Origin of the sequence: Paenibacillus nicotianae (assembly GCF_042681745.1) — a bacterium.
In the GTDB taxonomy this organism is placed as follows: Bacteria; Bacillota; Bacilli; order Paenibacillales; family Paenibacillaceae; genus Saccharibacillus; species Saccharibacillus nicotianae.
The window spans coordinates 2,328,027-2,346,204 of record NZ_JBHUGF010000010.1 but is presented as its reverse complement, the minus strand read 5'-3'; the positions used below and the strand labels follow the sequence as shown (position 1 = coordinate 2,346,204).

Genomic DNA, 18,178 nt, shown 5'->3' with positions numbered 1-18,178 from the left:
AACATATATACTTATTTTTAAATCAAATTGTAATCAATGTAAACCTATACTATAGATCAAGTAATGAACGTAGAATGGAGCTGGAATATGAACTACCGTAATATGGAAGAATGTGTGAATGATCTGGAAAAAAACGGGCATCTGATTCGGATTCGTGAAGAAGTTGATCCTTATCTAGAGATGGCTGCGATTCATATGCGTGTATTTGAAGCAGGCGGCCCTGCACTGCTTTTTGAAAATGTAAAAGGTTCCAAATTCCGCGCTGTATCGAATTTGTTTGGAACTGTAGAACGAAGCAAATTTATTTTTAGAGATACATGGGAATCGACAAAAAATGTAATTGGTTTACGCAACAATCCAATGCAAGCACTTAAGCATCCTTTTCAATATGTAGGTACAGGCTTGTCTGCTCGTAAAGCATTACCTTTGAAAAAATCGAGTGGATTACCAGCAGAATTTGAAGAAATTCAGATTGCGGATCTACCGTTGATCCAGAACTGGCAAGATGATGGCGGAGCTTTTGTAACTTTGCCACAGGTCTATAGTGAAGATCCTGAAAAGCCTGGTATTATGAACTCGAATTTAGGTATGTATCGTGTGCAGTTGAATGGTAATGAGTATGAATTAAACCGAGAGATTGGTATCCATTATCAGATTCATCGGGGGATTGGTATTCATCAGGAGAAAGCGAATCGTCAAGGCAAGCCACTCAAAGTAAGTTGTTTTATCGGTGGGCCTCCAGCACATACTTTATCTGCGGTTATGCCTTTGCCTGAAGGAATGAGTGAATTAACGTTTGCAGGATTGTTAGCAGGACGCCACTTTAGCTACAGTTATGTGGATGAATTTTGTATAAGTAATGATGCGGATTTTGTAATTACAGGTGAGATTTATCCTGATGAAACAAAGCCTGAAGGGCCTTTTGGTGATCATCTTGGGTATTATAGTCTAACTCATGAATTCCCGATGTTACGAGTACACAAAGTATATGCACGCAAAAATGCTATTTTCCCATTTACAGTGGTAGGTCGACCACCACAAGAAGATACAGCTTTTGGTGCTTTGATTCATGAGTTAACAGGTGGAGCGATCAAGCAAGAGATTCCAGGGGTCAAAGAAGTACATGCTGTCGATGCGGCAGGTGTGCATCCATTGTTATTTGCGATCGGTAGTGAACGCTATACACCGTATCAGAAAGTAAAGCAGCCGGCTGAGATTTTAACGATAGCGAATCGGATTCTGGGTACAGGGCAGTTAAGTCTTGCCAAATATTTATTTATGACTGCTGAAGAAGAAGAGATACTGGATTCTCACGATGTGGAACATTTTCTTACTTATATATTGAAGCGAATCAATTTGCATCGTGATATTCATTTCTATACAAATACAACGATTGATACACTTGATTATTCAGGAACAGGATTGAATACTGGCAGTAAAGTTATTTTCGCTGCGGTAGGAGAGCCGAAGCGTGAATTGTGCACAGAAGTTCCGGCGATCTTACATGATCTACCGCAATGTGGAGTAGCTCATCTGGTCATGCCGGGTGTCGTTGCTTTGCAAGGAGCTAGCTTTGTAGATTATGAGCATAACGAACAGCAATTACATGATCTGTGTCAGGCTATTGCAGAGCGTGGGGAACTACCTGATTGTCCACTGATTATTTTGTGTGATGACAGTCCATTTTTAAGCGCGACGATTGATAATTTCTTATGGGTTACATTTACCCGTAGCAATCCTTCTCATGATATATATGGAGTAAATAGCTTTACCAAGCATAAGCATTGGGGTTGCGATAATGTGATTATCGATGCACGTACTAAGCCTCATCAAGCACCACCATTAATTCCTGATCCTGATGTAACGCAACATATTGAACGATTATTTGTACAGGGAGCTAGTTTGAGTTCTTTGTCCAAATCGTAATCAATACAAGCATAGAGATAATGTTAAAAAGAACCTTTACTCTTATCACTAGAGAAAGGTTCTTTTTGCTGTGAAAAATATGACAAGCTAGTACATCTATAAATAATCGATACAGTATAACATATTTTCTAAAAATAAATATGTTATATAATATAACATTAAATATGTGAATTTTATCGTTTTATTCGTTATTTCAAACAAACTGCATCTTATAATTTAGAAATAATGACAATAAATCTATCATTAACTTTTAAAAATGAGAATAATACATATATAATAAGTCTAATCTTTATCATTGCTTACATCAAAATATGAAATACTAAATATATAAAGCTGATTTGTCATAAAAATAAAGTTGATAGAGAACAAATCGAAAGTATATAGATTTGTTGTATCTTCAAATAGATCCAGAGTACAGGAAGGATGAGAGAGTATGAGTTTGGCAGAACTGAATCAACGGGTAAAAACAGACCTTTCTTATCTAGCATATGGAGGAGCCGATTGGGTACGTCCATTGCAACATCCTGAAGGACATGTCTACGATGTCGTAATTGTAGGTGGCGGTCAAAGTGGATTAGGTGCAGGTTTTGGATTGTTACGTGAGCGGATATCCAATATTTTGATTATTGATGAAAATAAAGAAGGTGTTGAAGGCCCGTGGGAAACGTATGCGCGTATGGTTACGTTGCGTACACCCAAGCATCTAACATCGATTGATCTAGGTATTCCTTCATTAACGTTCCGCTCGTGGTGGGAAGCACAGACCGGTGCAGAAGGATGGGAAGCAGTAGATAAAATTCCACGCGGAGATTGGATGAATTATCTGCGCTGGTATCGCCATATTCTCAATCTTCCTGTACGTAATCATATTCGTCTGAAATGGATTGAACCGACTGAAGAGGGCATTCATCGTCTGCATATCGAAAGTACACAATCACCGACTGTACAATCTACAGAAATACTGCTAGCACGCAAAGTAGTACTGGCAACAGGGATACAAGGCGGTGGAGAATGGCATGTTCCGCCGATGATTCGTGATCATTTACCTTCACATTTGTATGCTCATACTTCGGCAGATATCGATTTCAAACCATTACAAGGTAAAAAAGTCGCTGTATTAGGCGGAGGGGCTTCAGCTTTTGATAATACTAATTTTGCACTTTCTCAAGGGGTAGGCGAAGCTCATGTATTTGTACGACGCGAACATTTACCACGTATTAATCCTATTCGCCAAATGGAAGTATCGGGCATGATCGAACGGTTTGCTGCTTTGCAAGATGAAGATAAATACGCAACCATCGGACACTTTTTTAAATATAATCAACCGCCAACTAATGATACTTTTGAACGTGCATCTGCATGGGATGGATTTCAACTTCATTTAGGAGCGCCCTGGTTAAAAGTCGAGCAAGTCGGTGAGCAAGCTGTCGTCACTACACCTCAAGGGACGTTTTCGTTTGACTTTTTGATTATCAGTACAGGGTTAATAAGTGATCCGGCGTTACGTCCAGAACTGAAAGATGTAGAACCTTATATAGCGCGCTGGAGTGATAAATATACCGCACCGGCAGACGTTGCTAATCCGTTACTGGATGCTCATCCTTATCTTAGTCCGGGATTTGCACTACAGAGCCGGGATGAAGCAGGCAAAGACAAATTGCATGGATTGTATGTGTTTAACTATTCTGCATTGGTGAGTTGTGGATTGTCAGCTTCTGCAATTTCAGGGATGCGATTTGCGATACCGAAGTTAGTCGGGGCAATAGCTGATGAATTATTTTTAGATGATCGAGCAGATATTTTGCATCATTTCTTTGCTTATGCAGAAGATGAATTTATCGGACAATGGCCTAAAGTAGCCAACACTGTAGATGTATAAATAATTTGTGCAGTGATCGCTAGTCTTGTGTGTCGATAAACGTCTATATAGAAGTGAAAGTCCATTGAATCCAAGTACAATTATGTGTGCAAAAGCATATTACAACAAAAACCTGTAAACATATTCATCATGTTTACAGGTTTTTTTGTTTGTATTCATTTTCTAATTGATCTACGTAATCTTTCGCTTCTTTCAGTCCCCAACCACGAGCTTCACGTACTTCTTTAATCGCTTGAATCTTTTTGTTTTCATGAGTCAAAAATAATATTCGCTCTTCAAATGTAGCTTGATCAATCGTTGATGGTACGCTTGGATGATCTTGAGCACCTGTAGATGGCGAGAAAGATTTGGGACGATGTGTTGAAGCAAGTCCGCCATTACCCGGTCGATTTTTGAGCCATTCGAGATCTGATTTTACTTCGTTCAATTGACTTTGCAAGCTGATAACGCGTAATAACAATAATACTGATAAAATAAGGGCAATCATCGCTACAATTTCGTATGTATTCATTTGATCTAACTCCTTTCTATATCCACTCATCTACAAGAGTATAGCATAGATAGATAGTAGGGTCATATGACCAACATATTGAATATAATTTATACTGTAAATAGATGAAATCATGATGCGTTTTGCCCTGTTATAACGTAAAATAATGTAGTAGATTATCTACAGTATTTACATAACTAGCAAAAGAAAGATAAGTTTACGAATGAAGCTATAGGGAGCGTATTAGATGGAGAAGTTATTACAGCAGGTAACCGATGAATTAATCGCTAATGTGACGGTAGAAAGTTTTCATTTTATGGAACCTGTAAGAGTAAAAAATGCACCTCAGCCATGGATTTTACTGGGTGCAGGAAATTATGCGGCTGTATTTTATCATCCTGATTATGAAGATTATGCAGTCAAAGTGTATGCAGTCGGTAAGCCCGGTTTACAAGAAGAAGCCGAAGTATATGAAAAGTTAGGTGTACATCCTGCTTATTCTGCTTGTTATTATGTAGGTGCCAACTTTTTGATATTGAAGCGTCTACGTGGTGTGACCGTCTATGAATGTATGAAACGAGGGATTCTCGTATCCGAGCAAGCGATCAAAGATATTGATGCGGCACTAGATTATGCTCGTTCCAAAGGATTACGTCCTCATGATATTCATGGCAAAAATGTTATGGTTGAAAATGGACGAGGATTGATCGTAGATATCTCTGACTTTTACAAACAAGAAGAATGTAAAATGTGGGGCGACTTTAAAAAAGCATATTACCGTCTATATTTACCTGTCGCTTCCCGTATATTATTTCCTATGCCCGGTGTTATGCTTGAAGGGGTACGCAAAGGATATCAGGTATACCGCAAGCGTAAAAAAGCTCAACTTACCAGACACTGACGTTATGTCGTGTCTTTTTTTAGGAAAGGACAAATGTCCTTTTTTAACACTTTTTAAATCGTTATGATGTGTTCACAGATCATATTATGTTGTAACAGGAGAGATGATTGTGACCAAAGCTAGACTTTGTTTTATCGGTGCAGGGTTTCACGCATCTACTAATATTTTCCCTTCTGTTATCGAAGCAGGAGCACATATTCAAGCGATTGCTACCCGTCATATCGAACGTTCGCAAGATGCACTGCGACGTTTTGGAAGTACAGGCAATGCCTATGACAATGTGGAATTGATGTTAGAACAAGAAAAGTGTGATGGTGTAGTTATTGTGGCTCAACCTACCGATCAGACAGACCTTGTACAACAATGTATAGCTGCTGGCAAGCATGTGTATGTAGATAAGCCATTAGGCTGGACTGCTATAGAAGCTTTGCAAATAGCGAATGCTGCAGACCAAGCAGGAGTTCAAGTGATGGTCGGGTTTATGAAACGTTATGCACCTATTTATACTCAATTAAAAGAATTAATTACAGCACATACGCTTGGTAAAGTACGTTCGTTTCAGTTGAGTTTTGCTGTAGATAGTACTCCTTTTTGTCAAAATGAAGAGCAATATATCAAATTAGCAGCTATTCATATGATTGATTTAATTCGTTTTTTATTTGGCGAAGTGCACCAGCTTAGTGGATTCCGCAATAATCATCATGAACATATTTCACAAAGCATTTCGCTACAACTAGCGAATGGTGTTGTAGGTAATGTTTCATTTTCAGGAATGACGGCATGGTCGAGAGAAAGTGAAAAGATCGCTGTTACTTTTGAACATGGATTTGCTTGTGCAGATGAAGTGACGACTTTACAGATTCATCAAGCGATAAAACAAGAAGGATTACCATGGCAGTCACTAGCAGAGTATGATCAAGTATATACACCATCGGCTTCAGCAATGTCAGGTGGTTATCGAGATTTGTATTTACGTGGATTTGTAGGAGAAATGGTACATTTTATACAATGTTGTCAGACGAACCAGCTTCCAGATTCTAGCGCAACAGATAACGTCAAAACCATGGAATTATGTGATCGCATTTTGGCTTCATTATTATAAAATAGAAAAAACTATAAAAGACAGATAAAACAAAAGATAAGCAGTACGCACACAAAATGAAATAAATAAAAACCAGACAGCGATTCAATATGGCTATCTGGTTTTTTTGTATCAAAAAGAACATAATACATGTAGTAAAGAGTATGCATTTAACATTATGCAACTAACTGGAAAATCATTGACGATAATACTTAACCATTACACTAAGGAGGCATTACCCTATGATTACTATTCCGGAACGAATCTCACTGGCTAATCTACCGACCAAGATAGAAAAATTAGATCGTTTATCTGCACAGTTGCAAGGGCCTTCTTTGTATATCAAACGAGATGATCAGACAGGAACTGAATTTGCAGGTAACAAAATTCGTAAGCTGGAATATTGTATTCGTGAAGCACTGGATCAAGGGTGCGATACATTGATTACTTGCGGAGGGATTCAATCTAATCATTGTCGGGCTACCGCCGCGGTAGCAGCAAAGTTAGGCTTAAAAGCTATCGTTGTATTACGTGGTGAGCAACCTGATACGTATGAAGGAAACGTTCTATTGGATCATTTGTTAGGTGCAGAAGTACGTTGGATTAGTAGTGAAGATTATCGTGATCATCGGATGAATATTATGAATGATATTGCTAGTGAAGTCTCTGCACATGGACAACAAGCTTATGTTATTCCAGAAGGAGCTTCCAGTGGTATCGGTGCATTTGGATATTATACAGCGCTACAAGAAATCGTACAGCAAGAACAAGAATTAGGAATTTCATTTGATGCGATTGTTGTAGCATTAGGATCGGGTGGTACACATGCTGGATTACTGCTAGCTCAACAACTACTTGAAACTTCGCACCGGATCATAGGAATCAATGTATGTGATGATGAACAATATTTTCAAAAAGCGATCTCCACAGTTATCCAAGAAAGTTCGCACTATATCGATCAACCTGTACACATACCGTTAAAAGCGATAGAAATCATAGACGGTTATGTAGGGAAAGGCTATGCTCAGAGTCAACCGCAAGAATTAAAATGTATCCAAGACTTAGCTTCATTAGAGGGTGTGATTCTTGATCCTGTATATACGGGCAAAGCTTTTTACGGGCTATTAGAAGAAATTCGCAAAGGCACATTCGAGGATATGCAAAACATTTTATTTATTCATACGGGTGGTCTGTATGGATTATTTCCACATGCTTCATCGTTTCGATTTTGAAAGTGAACACAAAAAAGTCCACTAAACACACAATAATAAAGTGTTAGCAGACTTATGAGTTACAAATAAATAAGTACATTATACGATAGTAATTTATTTTAATATAAGTTTATATCGTATAAAATCTACAAAAGGTGATTATGCTGATGGTTTGTCTACTTCTGGAACGACTGGAGTAGCTTCAGCTGATTCATCTTCTAGTTCAGCTTCAATCGCAGCAGATACTTTGATTACAACGGCTGTAGGATCTGTTAATACTTCAATTCCTTTGTGGAATTCAAGATCAGATACTAATAAATGATCACCGATACCGACTTTGGTAATATCGACTTCAAATGCACTTAACAAGTCATCAGGCATACAGCGAACTTCAACTTCATACAATTCAACTTGCATAACGCCACCTTCGTATACACCAATAGGTTCGCCAGAGAAATGAATCGTTACCTTAGTGTCCATCGCTACATTCATATTCAATTGGTGAAAATCGATATGCAAGATTTTGCGACTAAGCGGATCTTTTTGAATATGTTGAATCGTAACCGGCTTTTTACCTTTTTGCGGGATATCAGCCATAAGAATAGCACGAGGATTTTCTTTAATAGTAGCTAAAAACAATTTCTCTTCCACCATCACAGAAACACTACCAATGTCTTTGCCGTACACAGTAGCAGGAATATGACCACTGTTTCTTAGACCGCGAATTTGCGAACCTGTTTGTTGGCTACTACGTTCATTTAATACGATAGCATTACTCATTTGTATTGCCTCCTTGGACATTCAAGAAAATTTTACGCAAAAAAAGCCGATTAGCAATGAATGTCTAATCAGCTCGCTATGCGAACACATTTTCTTGTTGTTATCTAATATGTTACTACAAGTTTAGTGCTTGTCAAATATGTTACCTTAGAAAGTCAATTATTTGACAACTTATCTATGCAATGGTAAAGTTAGGGAAGCAGATAGGAACGGAAAGATACACATATCAGCTAAGAACATACATCATGACTACATTTAATAACGCACACTACAAATACACACTCCAATATAAAATCAACTCGATCTTAAGAAATAAAGATATCTTTATTTCTTTTTTGTTATTTGATTTTGGAAAAAAATATAATAAAAGGGAGATAATAACTATGAATGAAGAGACAACAAAACGCAATATTGTATTTTTGGGAACAAGTCTGCCAAGAGAATGCGGGTTGGCTACGTTCTCGCAAGATATGCTTGATGAAATTAAAAAAATAAATGACTTTAATCCACCGCATATTATGGCGGTTAATAACGATAAATCTTATGAATACGGCAGTCAAGTAATGGGTGAAATTAATCAATTTGAACGGGCAGATTACTTGCGAGCAGCTAATGATTTGAATCAATCCAATACAGATGTACTGGTTATTCAACACGAGTTCGGTATTTACGGCGGCGAAAGTGGAGAATATGTTGTCGAGCTTGCAGCACAGTTAACGATACCTTTTATAGTTATTTTCCATACGGTTCTATCTGAACCTAGTGATAAACAGCGTCAAATTATGAAACAACTTGCTGATCTTAGTTATAAAGTAGTAACAATGGTGGAGAATAAAGTACAGGACTTAATCGAAGTGTATAATATTCCTGCTGAAAAAATAAAAATGTATCATCATGGTGTTCCTTTTGTTGACACAGGTAGTCGTACAGAATTGAAAGAGCGTTATGGATATAGCGATCGCCAAGTTTTATCTACATTTGGATTTTTGAGTCCAGGTAAAGGGATCGAATATGCTATTCAAGCGATGAGCGGTGTAGTCAAAACCCATCCAGAAGCACTTTATATTATCTGGGGCAAAACGCATCCTGTGGTTAAGCAACAAGTAGGTGAAGTATATCGTCAGAAGCTAACTGATCTGGTATCTGAACTTGGACTTGAAAATAATGTTGCGTTCGTCGATCGACTGTTAACACAAGAAGAAGTGGTTCAGTCGCTAGTATTGTCTGATGTATATTTGACTCCTTATTTAGGCAAAGATCAAGCAGTTAGTGGCACGTTAGCTTATGGCATAGGGTATGGAAGAGTTATTATTTCGACTCCTTACCGTTATGCAATAGAAATGTTAGCAGACGGAAGAGGATTGCTAGCAGAATTTAACGACTCGGCTTCTTTGGAAACGCATATTTTGAATATATTAGATCATCCAGCACTTAAAGCAGAAATGGAAGAAAAAACGATGGCTTTAGGAAAAACAATGATGTGGAGCGAAGTAGCGAAGTCTTATGCTCAGTTATTTCGTGAAGTCATGTCAAGCAGTTACGGATTAAAAGGGAGTGCAGTTTAAAATGGAAAATATCATCGATTCAACGCCAACATCTACTCTATCAGCACACTATTTACGACGCTTAACCGATGATACAGGTATTTTTCAACATACCAAATTTGGTATTCCTGACCGTTCAAAAGGATATACTTCTGATGATAATGCAAGAGCATTAATAGCAGCGGTATTACTATACAAAACAAAACAAGATCAAGCGTCTCTGGATCTTGTTCATACGTATCTTGCGTTTATCTATCATGCTCAAAATGAAAATGGTAGTTTCCGTAACTTTATGGATTATAATCGTACATTTATAGAAAAAACAGGTTCAGAAGATTGTCAGGGCAGATGCCTATGGGCACTGGGTGTAACAATTGCTGAACCTTCGATTCCAGATAATTTGCAGAATACGTGTAAATTTATGATTAATCGTGCGCTTCCCTTTTTGGAAAATATCCGCGCGCCAAGAGCGATCGGTTATGCATTAATTGGTCTGACGACGATGTTAGAAACACCGGATGCACTAACCTATACATTCCCATTTGCTACAGGGGAAAGATCAGGCGCTTCTTTCTTGCCACGTGCACGAATTGAAGCATTGATTCAGAATATGGGTATTCGTCTGCATAATCTATATCAAGGGCATGCCAGTGCAGATTGGCATTGGTTTGAAGATAAAGTGACTTATGGTAATGCTATGTTACCGTGGGCTTTATTCAAAGCTTCGCAAGTTTCTAATACAGCCGCTTTTCAGCAGACAGCGCGAGAAAGCTTAGATTTTCTAGCAGACTTAACATTTACAGATGAAGGTTATTTCAAGCCGATTGGTAGTCATGGTTGGTTACAGCGTGGGAAGCCTGCTGCACCGTATGACGAGCAACCGATTGAAGCTTCTGAAATGCTTATGGCTTGTTATGAAGCGCACAAAGTGCTTGGCGTACAAAAGTATCATGATCAGGCTTTGCTATGTTATCAATGGTTCCACGGTCGCAATTCACGCAATGAATCGTTGATCGATCGTCAAACCGGTGGATGCTATGATGGTATTCATGCGGTAGGCTTAAATCTCAATCAAGGGTCAGAGAATATCGTCTCTTACTGCATGGCTCATGCGGTGATGGGTAATGAATAGATTTGCAACGATTCTGGCAGGTGGCGGAGGTACAAGATTCTGGCCTCTATCCCGTCAAGATCTTCCCAAACAATTATTAAATATCAGCGGTAATGATATTATGTTAAACGATACGATTCAGCGCTTTGATGGAGTGATTCCGATGGAGAATACCATTATCGTAACTCATCGTTCTTAAGCCGTTTTGCTAGAAAGTATTATGCATAATAGTGTGCAAGCTTCTAATATTCTCGTCGAACCTGTATCCAAAAATACAGCCGCCAGTATTCTGCTAGCGGCTCTCTATATCGAAAAAAATCATGGTGATTCATTAATGATTGTATTTCCTTCTGATCATCATATTACTCAAGAAGAAAAATTTCGCGCTAAATTAGAAGAAGCCTGCCAAATTGCTATGGAAACTGATAAAATTGTGACTATAGGAATTAAGCCTACTTTTGCAGCAACAGGCTATGGTTATATTTCATGTAAAAGTGAACCGATGATGAGTGTACCTTGCCCTGTATATGAAGTAGCTGAATTTGTAGAAAAGCCTACGTTTGTCAAAGCGAAGTCCTATCTGGAAACTGGTCATTATCTATGGAATAGTGGTATGTTTATCTGGAAAACGTCTACGATTATTGATAATTTCAAGCGTTTTCTACCGAGATTGTACAAAACGATGGTTCCTTTAATCGCTTATCTAGGTACAGATCAAGAAGAAGAAATGATCAATCAGATTTATCCGCTTTTGCAAAACATTTCAATCGATTACGGGATTCTGGAACGTTGCGATGAAGTGGTTGTGCTTGAAGGTGATTTTGGCTGGAACGATATCGGAAGCTGGGACGCATTAGGAGCTATTTTCCCACCGGATGAAGAAGGCAATATTGTCAAAGCTAATTATGTAGGTATTGATACGCGTAATTCGATTATTTATGGAGAAAAGCGATTGATTACTACGATTGGGATTGACCATTTAATTATTGCGGATACAGAAGATGCGTTACTGATCTGTGCCAAAGATCGTGCGCAAGATATCAAAGATATGGTAATCATGCTAAAAGAAAAAGGACTTCAGGAATATACCTGAGAAAGGTTGCCTCTTACCTCATGATGAAATTAGAATGGGATATCAAAACGTGCCGGGAACTACTGCTAGAATATACACCTGCTAAGGAGAAAGGAACTAAGATTCACTTTGCAGGAGTAGATGGTCTGGATGTGTATAATATTACAGCTCCGTTTTGGAATGAAGGCGAATTATATATTGCTGGACGTGTTGAAGCAAGAGATTCCGAAGATTCTGAAGTGATCTTTTTTACTCGTAATGGAGAGGTCTGGGAACCGAAAGAAGATATCACTCCGTTTCAACTACAAGATCCATTTATAACAAGGCTGGATAATGAATTGATTTTTGGTGGTGTTGAAATTTATCGTAACCAAGAACCAGATCACAAAATCATCGGCTGGCGTACTTTATTGTATCGTGGCAAAACGATTCGTGATTTTGAATATGCAGTCAGTGGGCCCTGGAGTATGAAAGATCTTCGTCTCAATGAAATGGCTGATGGTAATATAGCTGTTTTTTCTAGACCTTTTGGTGTAGAAGGGGCGGTAGCATTGATTGGATTTGGTATTTTTGAATCGTTCCAAAATTTATCAGAGTCTAATATTATTAGTGCTCCTGTATTTAAAGATCAATTTGATAAAAATGAATGGGGCGGCGCTAACGAAATTCATTTATTGAAAAATGGCTTATTGGGTGTATTGGGGCATATAGCGTATCGAGACGAACAGAAAATGCTTCATTATCATGCGATGTCTTTTGTCGTGAATCCATGGACACGTGAGAAATCTGCAATGAAAATTATAGCAGTGCGAAGTGATTTTCCTGAAGGGCCTGCTAAGCGTCCTGATCTGGTAGATGTTATTTTCAGTGGCGGAATGACTCGTGAAGCGAATGATCGTGCGATCTTGTATGTAGGTGCTAGCGATGTAGAATCGTATTGTCTGGATATTCCTGATCCATTTACAGAGTACGAGCAGATTGTACTGGCAGAAAAGAATACGTAGTAACCCATCCATTCATAATATGTTACCGAAATTGTATAGAAATAATAGTGCAACCAAAAGGCTATCTTACAATCAGTGATCTGATTAAAGATAGCCTTTTGGCTGTAACCATGTAGAATCAAAGAATAACGAATCGATCAGTCAGGTACTATAGCGACAGCTCTAATCCAGCCAGCACTAGCTTTGTCGATTTTGATAGGTAGCCCTATAAATTGAAAGCCGGTAAAAGGCAATTTCTCCAAATTACATAATTTTTCTATATGACAATACGTTTTCTCGATGCCTGCAAAATGCCCTTCCCAGATCAGACTAGCATCGCCTGTTTCTTTGTAGCGTTCTGCGATAGTAGGTAAAGGTGCATCCCAACTCCAAGCATTTGTACCCATCATTTTGACTCCTTGCTCAATCAACCATAGTGTAGCTTCGCGTCCCATACCGCAACCACTTTGCAAATAAGCGGGTGTACCGTAATGTTCCATAGCACTTGTGTGCACGAGCACGATATCACCTGCTTTGAGTGTATACTGGCGAGCTTCCAGATACTGCTTTACATCTTTAGCTGTACACACATAACCATCTGGACGATCTGAAAAATCGATCACCACTCCATTGCCTATACACCATTCCAAAGGAATCTCATCTATTGTTAGCGAACGTTCACCACCATTCATTGTAGGATGATAATGATAAGGAGCATCTAAATGGGTACCTGTATGTGTAGTCAATGAAATTTGTTCGATTGCCCATCCTAATCCTTGAGGTAAATCGCTAGCAGTTGCTCCTGGAAAAAACGATAACATCGTAGGCACAGACGCCTGATGATCAATATATTGGATAGTTGCCATCTGTGCAGGCGGATCAACAGGTAATTGAGATACGATAGATACGCTTAGATCAATAATCGCCATGATATTCAACTCCTTTGCATAGTATGCCATTATCATAACAAGCCCAGAATCTATTTGTATAGAAACGCTCTTTATAAGACGTACAGTATATAAAATAACTTATCTACAGTAAAACTTTATAAAAATCATTTTTTTACCGATGAAAATAATAGTGAATCTTATAAAACAATCCAAATTCCTCCAAATATTTATCGAAATGTGAACGAAAACAGTCATTGATTGAATTTTTATGGATTATTTTGAACGAAAATGATTGTTTTTTGTTAGGTTTGTGATACGATAGTGGAAGTTGGAGGAATGAATATGCTGACAGAAGAACGCTACCATTTAATTCTACAGCGCTTACAGGAACGAAGCATTGTTAAATTACAAGAATTAGTTGATATTTTAGGTGCTTCTGAATCAACTATTCGTCGTGATTTAATCGATCTTGAAAGTCGCCAACTGCTAAAGCGTATACATGGGGGAGCAGCCCTAGTTCATCAAAAAAGCCAGGAACCTGGTATGGATGAAAAAACATTCACAAACGTTCAACAAAAAGATGTAATTGCCAGATTAGCAGCACAAGAGCTTTTGGATGGAGAATGTATCTATCTCGATGCAGGTACCACTACGCTTGCGATGATTCCTTATATTGAAGCGAAAGACATTACAGTCGTGACCAATGGCTTGTCTCATGTGGAAGCGCTGGTTCATCAACAGATCCGCAGTTATTTGTTGGGAGGTATGATGAAAATGCATACAAAGGCCGTTATTGGAAGTATAGCGCTCCAAAATATGGACAACTTCCGCTTTGATAAGTGTTTTCTTGGAGCAAACGGTATCGATGCAGAAATGGGATATACTACTCCAGATCCTGAAGAAGCTTTAATTAAAAGACGTGCACATGAATTGTCCAGTCAGACGTATATATTAGCTGATTCTAGTAAGATCGGTGAGATTACGTTTGCTAAATTGTTTAGCCTGAATGAAGCTGTATTGATCACAGAAGCGATGCCGGAACAATGGCAGCGTTCGATTGCTCAAAAAACTAAAATAATCGAGGGATAACCATGATATATACAATAACGCTTAATCCTTCCATAGACTATATCGTGGAAGTGGACGAATTGAAGTTAGGTGACTTGAACCGAATGAAGCGCGATTTGAAGCTTCCGGGTGGGAAAGGCATTAACGTATCTCGTATTTTGAATCGTTTGGATGCACCGAATACAGCACTTGGATTTGTTGGTGGATTTTCCGGTCAATATATAGAAGATAAACTTCATGCAGAACACATCTCGACTGATTTTGTTCATGTCGCAGATGATACACGTATCAATGTAAAGCTCAAGCATGGTGAAGAAACAGAGATCAATGGTCAAGGCCCGAATATCAGTACCGAAGAAGCGGATGCCCTGGTAGCCAAATTATCTCAATTAAGCCAAGAAGATGTTGTTGTTCTTTCAGGAAGTGTACCACCGTCTTTGGGAGCGAATTTCTATGATCGTCTGATCGAAGTATGTAAGCAGACAGGAGCAGAATTTGTGATCGATACGACAGGGCCAGCACTGCTCAAAGCACTTGCAGATCGTCCATTATTAGTGAAGCCTAATCATCATGAGTTAGCAGAACTATTCAGTGTTGTGATTGCAAGTCGCGAAGATATTATTACGTACGGTCGCAAATTGCTTGAACTTGGCGCCCAGCATGTACTGATTTCAATGGCTGGTGATGGAGCATTATTAATTACACCGGATGAAGTCTATCATGCGAATGTACCGAAAGGAACTGTCAAAAACTCTGTCGGAGCAGGCGATTCTATGATCGCTGGATTTACCGGTACACTGGTATCGACTCATGATCCTATAGAAGCTTTCCGTACAGGTGTTGCTTCTGGTAGTGCCACTGCATTTTCAGATGATCTAGCAACACGCGCCAAAATCGAAGAATTACGTCCACAAGTAACTATTGTCAAACTATAGAGCTGTTGATTGAATCCAATAAAGGAGTGTAACCTAATGAGAATTACAGATCTGATGATCAAAGAAACGATGATCATGGACTTACAAGCGACAACCAAAGAAGCAGCGATTGATGAATTGATCGCTAGCCTTGCAACCAGTGGAAGAATCAATGATAAAGTGTTATTCAAAGAAAAGATTTTGAAGCGTGAAAGTGAATCAAGTACAGGTATCGGTGGCGGGATTGCGATGCCTCATGCCAAAACAACAGCAGTAAACGAGCCTACTGTTGTGTTTGCTAAAAGTACAAGAGGAGTAGATTACGAGTCTCTTGATGGCGAACCTGCTCATTTATTCTTTATGATTGCAGCACCGGAAGGAGCAGCAAATACACATTTGCGTACACTAGCTGCGCTCTCCAAGCTACTGATTGATAGCGATTTCATCGAAAAATTGATGAATACGACTAGCCCTGATGAAGTATCCGCACTTTTCGATGCACAACAAGCTGAAAAAGAAGCGGCTGAAAAAGCAAAAGCGGAAGCTAAAGCAGCAAGAGAGCAAGCCAAACAACAAGAAAATGCAACAGTGCAACAAGCAGAAGCTACTTTAGAAGGCAAAGACAACAAACCATTCGTAGTTGCTGTTACTGCTTGTCCTACAGGAATTGCTCATACCTTTATGGCAGAAGATGCTTTGATCAAAAAAGCGCAAGAAATGGGCGTAGAGATCAGAGTCGAGACGAACGGTTCTGAAGGTGCACAGACTGTACTAACTGACGATGAAATTCGTCGCGCAAGTGGTGTTATTGTAGCGGCTGATAAAAATGTAGAAATGGCGCGCTTTGATGGTAAGCCTGTGTTACAGAGACCGGTTAGTGATGGTATCCGTAAATCCGAAGAGTTGATTCGCAAAGCGATGAATGGAGACGCTCCTATTTATCACAGCACAGGCAAATCATCTTCTGATAGTTCTAGTTCAAATGAAAAAACAAAAGTAGGTAGCAAAATCTACAAAGACTTAATGAATGGTATCTCTCATATGTTACCGTTTGTTGTCGGTGGTGGTATTTTACTTGCAATCTCTTTCTTAATCGAGCAGACAGCAGGCGAGAATAGCCAAATCTTTAAGCTGTTGCAAACGATTGGTGGCGGAGAAGGAGCATTCTTCTTCTTGATTCCGATTTTGGCTGGTTTTATCGCAATGAGTATCGGTGATCGTCCTGCATTAATGCCTGGTATGGTCGGCGGTCTGATGGCGGCGAACTCTAATGCTGGTTTCCTCGGCGGTCTAGCGGCTGGTTTCTTGGCAGGTTATGTGATTATTGGTCTACGTAAGTTACTAGCTGGATTACCAAAAACGTTAGACGGTCTCAAACCGATTTTATTATATCCTGTACTTGGTTTGTTCATTACCGGTACGATTTCGTATTATATCTTTGATCCAATCTTTGGTGGTATCAATACATGGTTGGTTAACGTATTGAATAATCTAGGAACAGGAAATGCTGTTATTCTAGGTCTGATCTTAGGTGGAATGATGTCGATCGATATGGGTGGCCCATTTAACAAGGCTGCTTACGCGTTTGCGATTGGTGTATTCACATCAAGTGGGAATGTAAATGGTACAATGATGGCGGCTGTTATGGCCGGCGGTATGGTTCCTCCATTAGCCATAGCTTTGGCGACTACATTCTTCAAAAACAAATTTACAGAGCAAGAACGTAAGTCTGGTCTGACTAACTATGTGCTTGGATTATCCTTTATCACAGAAGGTGCGATTCCATTTGCAGCAGCAGATCCACTACGTATTTTAACATCTTGTATTATCGGTTCGGCGGTTGCAGGTGGATTGACTCAACTTTGGGGGATTAATATTCCTGCACCTCATGGTGGTATTTTTGTAGCAGCACTTGCTAACCATGCTTTGCTATTCTTATTAGCTGTTGCGATTGGCGCTGTTATTTCAGGACTGATTCTAGGGATATGGAAAAAGGTACTTGTAACTAAATAATATGGATTAATATTTAAAACCTCTGTGTGAAGATCAAGCTGATTGTATATAGCTATTGTTCTTTCCACAGAGGTTTTTTGCTGTATATTGCTAAAATCGTTCAGACACTTTCATTTATATCGCTTATAAATGTCGAATTTTGTATTGTATGACCATTTTAAAAAATAAATTGAGAAAATGAGCGGATTCATGCAAATAAATGTAAATATTAGGCAAGATAATGACGATATATAATCTATAACTCCTAGAATAATAAATAGTTCAAAAGAATTATAAAAATCTATTTACAGTCTATGAAAACGCTGTTATAATCAA

The 18,178-nt window shown here is 38.8% G+C and carries 15 protein-coding genes and 1 pseudogene; 13 read left to right on the top strand and 3 right to left on the bottom strand.

The window, feature by feature from the left end; translation table 11 throughout:
- The first annotated feature begins 87 nt into the window (after nt 1–87).
- The gene (locus tag ACFSGI_RS14475; RefSeq protein WP_204824804.1) at nt 88–1,926 is read left to right on the top strand and encodes a UbiD family decarboxylase; all 1,839 of its coding nucleotides are present in this window, start codon (nt 88–90) and stop codon (nt 1,924–1,926) included.
- A 433-nt stretch (nt 1,927–2,359) separates the two neighbouring features.
- Nucleotides 2,360–3,805, top strand: coding sequence for an FAD/NAD(P)-binding protein (locus ACFSGI_RS14470; protein WP_204824803.1), 1,446 nt, complete (start codon nt 2,360–2,362; stop codon nt 3,803–3,805).
- Nucleotides 3,806–3,938: 133 nt separating this feature from the next.
- On the opposite strand, the gene ACFSGI_RS14465 is transcribed toward ACFSGI_RS14470, so the two are convergent.
- Entirely contained in the window at nt 3,939–4,316 is a 378-nt protein-coding gene (locus ACFSGI_RS14465; protein ID WP_204824802.1) for a ribosomal protein L7/L12, read from the bottom strand.
- A 226-nt stretch (nt 4,317–4,542) separates the two neighbouring features.
- Between ACFSGI_RS14465 and ACFSGI_RS14460 the strand changes: the two genes are divergently transcribed.
- From ACFSGI_RS14460 to ACFSGI_RS14450, 3 genes are all read left to right on the top strand, one after another.
- Complete coding sequence (locus ACFSGI_RS14460; protein WP_204824801.1) at nt 4,543–5,196, top strand: serine/threonine protein kinase; 654 nt, start codon at nt 4,543–4,545, stop codon at nt 5,194–5,196.
- A gap of 109 nt (nt 5,197–5,305) precedes the next feature.
- Entirely contained in the window at nt 5,306–6,298 is a 993-nt protein-coding gene (locus ACFSGI_RS14455) for a Gfo/Idh/MocA family protein (RefSeq protein ID WP_204824800.1), read from the top strand.
- A 221-nt stretch (nt 6,299–6,519) separates the two neighbouring features.
- Complete coding sequence (locus tag ACFSGI_RS14450; protein ID WP_204824799.1) at nt 6,520–7,509, top strand: D-cysteine desulfhydrase family protein; 990 nt, start codon at nt 6,520–6,522, stop codon at nt 7,507–7,509.
- Nucleotides 7,510–7,647: 138 nt separating this feature from the next.
- Here the strand turns inward: ACFSGI_RS14450 and ACFSGI_RS14445 are convergent, their stop codons facing one another.
- Nucleotides 7,648–8,268 carry a 50S ribosomal protein L25 gene (locus tag ACFSGI_RS14445; RefSeq protein WP_204824798.1) on the bottom strand — a complete coding sequence of 207 codons (621 nt, stop codon included), beginning with the start codon at nt 8,266–8,268 and terminating at the stop codon, nt 7,648–7,650.
- A gap of 383 nt (nt 8,269–8,651) precedes the next feature.
- Between ACFSGI_RS14445 and ACFSGI_RS14440 the strand changes: the two genes are divergently transcribed.
- From ACFSGI_RS14440 to ACFSGI_RS14420, 5 genes and pseudogenes are all read left to right on the top strand, one after another.
- Nucleotides 8,652–9,833 carry a glycosyltransferase family 4 protein gene (locus ACFSGI_RS14440; protein WP_204824797.1) on the top strand — a complete coding sequence of 394 codons (1,182 nt, stop codon included), beginning with the start codon at nt 8,652–8,654 and terminating at the stop codon, nt 9,831–9,833.
- A 1-nt stretch (nt 9,834) separates the two neighbouring features.
- Complete coding sequence (locus ACFSGI_RS14435) at nt 9,835–10,944, top strand: prenyltransferase/squalene oxidase repeat-containing protein (protein WP_204824796.1); 1,110 nt, start codon at nt 9,835–9,837, stop codon at nt 10,942–10,944.
- Nucleotides 10,937–11,779 (top strand): annotated as a pseudogene (locus ACFSGI_RS14430) (mannose-1-phosphate guanylyltransferase); the annotation flags it as partial. The gene ACFSGI_RS14435 and the pseudogene ACFSGI_RS14430, both read left to right, overlap by 8 nt.
- On the top strand, nt 11,759–12,016 hold the full coding sequence (locus tag ACFSGI_RS14425) for a hypothetical protein (protein WP_379283969.1): 258 nt from the start codon (nt 11,759–11,761) through the stop codon (nt 12,014–12,016). The pseudogene ACFSGI_RS14430 and the gene ACFSGI_RS14425, both read left to right, overlap by 21 nt.
- Nucleotides 12,017–12,036: 20 nt before the next feature.
- Nucleotides 12,037–12,999, top strand: coding sequence for a DUF1861 family protein (locus tag ACFSGI_RS14420; RefSeq protein WP_204824793.1), 963 nt, complete (start codon nt 12,037–12,039; stop codon nt 12,997–12,999).
- A gap of 137 nt (nt 13,000–13,136) precedes the next feature.
- Here ACFSGI_RS14420 and ACFSGI_RS14415 read toward each other — a convergent pair whose 3' ends face one another.
- The gene (locus ACFSGI_RS14415; protein WP_379283503.1) at nt 13,137–13,907 is read right to left on the bottom strand and encodes a cyclase family protein; all 771 of its coding nucleotides are present in this window, start codon (nt 13,905–13,907) and stop codon (nt 13,137–13,139) included.
- 303 nt (nt 13,908–14,210) lie between these two features.
- On the opposite strand from ACFSGI_RS14415, the gene ACFSGI_RS14410 reads away from it, so the two are divergent.
- From ACFSGI_RS14410 to ACFSGI_RS14400, 3 genes are read left to right on the top strand one after another with little or no spacing between them, the layout of a single operon-like run.
- Nucleotides 14,211–14,957, top strand: coding sequence for a DeoR/GlpR family DNA-binding transcription regulator (locus tag ACFSGI_RS14410; protein WP_204824792.1), 747 nt, complete (start codon nt 14,211–14,213; stop codon nt 14,955–14,957).
- A 2-nt stretch (nt 14,958–14,959) separates the two neighbouring features.
- Nucleotides 14,960–15,871: a 1-phosphofructokinase gene (pfkB, locus tag ACFSGI_RS14405; RefSeq protein ID WP_204824791.1), complete on the top strand. Its 912-nt coding sequence runs from the start codon at nt 14,960–14,962 to the stop codon at nt 15,869–15,871.
- 36 nt (nt 15,872–15,907) lie between these two features.
- The gene (locus ACFSGI_RS14400) at nt 15,908–17,863 is read left to right on the top strand and encodes a PTS fructose transporter subunit IIABC (RefSeq protein WP_204824790.1); all 1,956 of its coding nucleotides are present in this window, start codon (nt 15,908–15,910) and stop codon (nt 17,861–17,863) included.
- The last annotated feature ends 315 nt before the right edge of the window (nt 17,864–18,178 follow it).